The organism is Blautia sp. ZXY-1-C6 (assembly GCF_056339875.1).
In genome coordinates, this window is the sequence record NZ_JBWJVQ010000003.1 from 1 (window position 1) to 4094 (window position 4094).

General features: G+C 42.5%; 4 protein-coding genes. 2 read left to right on the top strand and 2 right to left on the bottom strand.

Translation table 11 applies throughout. The features are described from left to right. Together AC075J_RS00170 and AC075J_RS00175 are read right to left on the bottom strand one after the other, a co-directional pair. The coding region (locus tag AC075J_RS00170; protein WP_476389815.1) for an ABC transporter permease at window positions 1-1050 on the bottom strand (1050 nt) is incomplete at its 3' end. 62 nt (window positions 1051-1112) lie between these two features. Next, window positions 1113-1754 carry an ABC transporter ATP-binding protein gene (locus AC075J_RS00175; protein WP_476389813.1) on the bottom strand — a complete coding sequence of 214 codons (642 nt, stop codon included), beginning with the start codon at window positions 1752-1754 and terminating at the stop codon, window positions 1113-1115. 310 nt (window positions 1755-2064) lie between these two features. Between AC075J_RS00175 and AC075J_RS00180 the strand changes: the two genes are divergently transcribed. Together AC075J_RS00180 and AC075J_RS00185 are read left to right on the top strand one after the other, a co-directional pair. Then, window positions 2065-2754: an ABC transporter ATP-binding protein gene (locus AC075J_RS00180; RefSeq protein WP_476389814.1), complete on the top strand. Its 690-nt coding sequence runs from the start codon at window positions 2065-2067 to the stop codon at window positions 2752-2754. Between the two features lie 55 nt (window positions 2755-2809). Further along, a complete protein-coding gene (locus AC075J_RS00185) occupies window positions 2810-3952 on the top strand; it encodes an ABC transporter permease (RefSeq protein WP_476389816.1) in 1143 nt (380 codons plus the stop codon). Window positions 3953-4094: the final 142 nt, after the last annotated feature.

The window sequence follows — 4094 nt, forward strand, 5'->3', positions numbered from 1 at the left end:
GGAATCCACAGGGAGCAACGCTCCAATACAATGCACCAAAATCAGCGAAATCAAAATAGCTGCAAGGCAAACGAATATTGATAAAATCAACTGTGAGCCTAAAACCAATGCCACAATATTTGTTCGTGAAGCACCTATCGCTCTGCGGATCAGCAACTCATGTGTGCGCTGTTCCAATGAAGATAGTCCGATATTGATCTGCCCTAATACGGAAACAAACAGCAACAAAAGCGAAGTAACCAAAAGCCCTAATTGCAGTATGGACAATACCGAATCATAGGTATCTCCAATATCACTCCGCCCAGCACTTTCCCAGTAACCGCCAATGGTATCAGTCAAAATGTCGCCAAGGGCAGAATGTATCTGTTCGATTGTCAGTCCTGTTGTGGGATGCCAATACACATTTGCATTTTGTACTTGCCACATTGCTGGTGCGAAATTGAGGATCGCCGCAGAATCCGCATAGATAGTCGGAAAATCCCTGCCATCGTTTACTACTCCGACAATATTGAATGGGGTTAACGAAAGTGTGCTTTTTACATTTCCTGCAGCATAGGGCGAATCATTAAAATAGTTTTTAGCTTCTTTGTTTATGACCACTTCAAGCGAGCCGCCCTCACTCGAAGGCTCTAACCATCTACCGGATGTCATTGGAAGATTATAGACTTGACTATATGCCTCCGTGGTGCAAACTAAATCAAAAGCCATCAGGTTTTGGTAAACATCATTCGGCGGTATTGGCGTTAAATCTTTCATTGGTGCAAATCGAATATCTTCTCCCATAGAAAAAGTAACAGCGGCTACATCATCAATGGCTTCAAATCTCTGGAATAATTGTTCCATTTTATTTCTATCGTGAAAATCGGATTCCGTTATCACGAATGAGTAAGTAGGTGACCAGCCATATACCTGTGCGTTTACGAAAATCAAATACTCCCGTCCAAGCGTACCAACTAATACCGATCCAAGCATTGCGATAATGCCTACAAGCATTGAAACACTTGTCAGAATACTTCTAAGTGGAGACAGACGAAGGTCTTTAAGTATCATTTTTAGCACAAGTTATCCTCCCTCCATCCATTTCAAAAATCGTATCACAGGTATCTGCAATATCAGGATCGTGCGTAACCAACAGCAGCATAATTCCATTTTCTTTTTACGACGCTGTGCAACAGTTCCATAATCTGCGTTCCCGTCTTTTTATCCAACGCTCCCGTAGGCTCATCACATAAAATGGCTTCCGGAGATACTGCAAGCGCCCTTGCGATTGCAACTCTTTGTTGTTCACCGCCGGACAAATTGATTGGGTAATCATTTTCCTTGCTTTCTAAGCCGACACTTTTTAGCAAGCCTGTAATTATCTCGTGACGCTGTTTGGCGGTAAACGACTTTTTGGCATAGAGTAGGGGTAATTCGATATTTTCCCATACCCGCAAGTGCTTAATCAGAGAGTAGTTCTGAAATACAAATCCGATATTATTGGCTCGCAGTATAGACAGATCACGGTCTTTCAAAGCAGAAATAGATATACCATCATAAAGGTACTCGCCCTCATATTCCCGATTTAACAAGCCAATAATGGATATAAGGCTTGTTTTGCCTGAGCCGGACTTTCCGACAATGGCATAACTGCGCCCTCGTTGCAATTCCATATTAGCGTTGGTTACTGTTGTCAGCATATCGCCATTATTCAATTTGACGCTTGCTTTCAAATCCTTTATTTTGATTAAAGTCTTTTCGGAAATTCCTTTCATTTTATCAAATCCCCCTCGGATCAAGGTTTGGCGGAGTAGCAGAAACTACATCGCCCTCCTCTAAGCCGGACAGTATTTCTATATTGGCTCCGTCTGTCACACCCAATGTCACTTTTGTTTCCACTCTTTCTCCATTCGGAGTAATTACATCTCGCGCGAGATGTAATTACTCCGAATGGAGAAAGAGTGGAAACAAAAGTGACATTGGGTGTGACAGACGGAGCCAATATAGAAATACTGTCCGGCTTAGAGGAGGGCGATGTAGTTTCTGCTACTCCGCCAAACCTTGATCCGAGGGGGATTTGATAAAATGAAAGGAATTTCCGAAAAGACTTTAATCAAAATAAAGGATTTGAAAGCAAGCGTCAAATTGAATAATGGCGATATGCTGACAACAGTAACCAACGCTAATATGGAATTGCAACGAGGGCGCAGTTATGCCATTGTCGGAAAGTCCGGCTCAGGCAAAACAAGCCTTATATCCATTATTGGCTTGTTAAATCGGGAATATGAGGGCGAGTACCTTTATGATGGTATATCTATTTCTGCTTTGAAAGACCGTGATCTGTCTATACTGCGAGCCAATAATATCGGATTTGTATTTCAGAACTACTCTCTGATTAAGCACTTGCGGGTATGGGAAAATATCGAATTACCCCTACTCTATGCCAAAAAGTCGTTTACCGCCAAACAGCGTCACGAGATAATTACAGGCTTGCTAAAAAGTGTCGGCTTAGAAAGCAAGGAAAATGATTACCCAATCAATTTGTCCGGCGGTGAACAACAAAGAGTTGCAATCGCAAGGGCGCTTGCAGTATCTCCGGAAGCCATTTTATGTGATGAGCCTACGGGAGCGTTGGATAAAAAGACGGGAACGCAGATTATGGAACTGTTGCACAGCGTCGTAAAAGAAAATGGAATTATGCTGCTGTTGGTTACGCACGATCCTGATATTGCAGATACCTGTGATACGATTTTTGAAATGGATGGAGGAGGATAACTTGTGCTAAAAATGATACTTAAAGACCTCTCGTCTGTCTCCACTTAGAAGTATTCTGACAAGTGTTTCAATGCTTGTAGGCATTATCGCAATGCTTGGATCGGTATTAGTTGGTACGCTTGGACGGGAGTATTTGATTTTCGTAAACGCACAGGTATATGGCTGGTCACCTACTTACTCATTCGTGATAACGGAATCCGATTTTCACGATAGAAATAAAATGGAACAATTATTCCAGAGATTTGAAGCCATTGATGATGTAGCCGCTGTTACTTTTTCTATGGGAGAAGATATTCGATTTGCACCAATGAAAGATTTAACGCCAATACCGCCGAATGATGTTTACCAAAACCTGATGGCTTTTGATTTAGTTTGCACCACGGAGGCATATAGTCAAGTCTATAATCTTCCAATGACATCCGGTAGATGGTTAGAGCCTTCGAGTGAGGGCGGCTCGCTTGAAGTGGTCATAAACAAAGAAGCTAAAAACTATTTTAATGATTCGCCCTATGCTGCAGGAAATGTAAAAAGCACACTTTCGTTAACCCCATTCAATATTGTCGGAGTAGTAAACGATGGCAGGGATTTTCCGACTATCTATGCGGATTCTGCGGCGATCCTCAATTTCGCACCAGCAATGTGGCAAGTACAAAATGCAAATGTGTATTGGCATCCCACAACAGGACTGACAATCGAACAGATACATTCTGCCCTTGGCGACATTTTGACTGATACCATTGGCGGTTACTGGGAAAGTGCTGGGCGGAGTGATATTGGAGATACCTATGATTCGGTATTGTCCATACTGCAATTAGGGCTTTTGGTTACTTCGCTTTTGTTGCTGTTTGTTTCCGTATTAGGGCAGATCAATATCGGACTATCTTCATTGGAACAGCGCACACATGAGTTGCTGATCCGCAGAGCGATAGGTGCTTCACGAACAAATATTGTGGCATTGGTTTTAGGCTCACAGTTGATTTTATCAATATTCGTTTGCCTTGCAGCTATTTTGATTTCGCTGATTTTGGTGCATTGTATTGGAGCGTTGCTCCCTGTGGATTCCCCGGTGGGAACACCGAGTTATCCAATCAGCGTTGCTGTTGTTGCAGTTGCTGTGTCTGTGCTTACAGCATTATTGGGCGGATTATTACCAGCATTGAAAGCAGCAAAATTAGAGCCTGCATTGGCTCTTAGATAATAAAACTCAATTCAAGGAGGAAACAAAATGAAACGAACAATCTCAAAATCCGAAAGACCGTACAGACTGTTATTGTGTGTTATGATTTCTTTGCTGGTGATTATGCTGGCAGGCTGCTCCACTTCTTCGGACTCCGACACAA

What these genes read in the sequence shown, in the direction of transcription:
- AC075J_RS00180 (WP_476389814.1), top strand. Translation starts at nt 2,065, where the DNA reads ATGAAAGGAATTTCCGAAAAGACTTTAATCAAAATAAAGGATTTGAAA.
- AC075J_RS00175 (WP_476389813.1), bottom strand. Translation starts at nt 1,754, where the DNA reads ATGAAAGGAATTTCCGAAAAGACTTTAATCAAAATAAAGGATTTGAAA.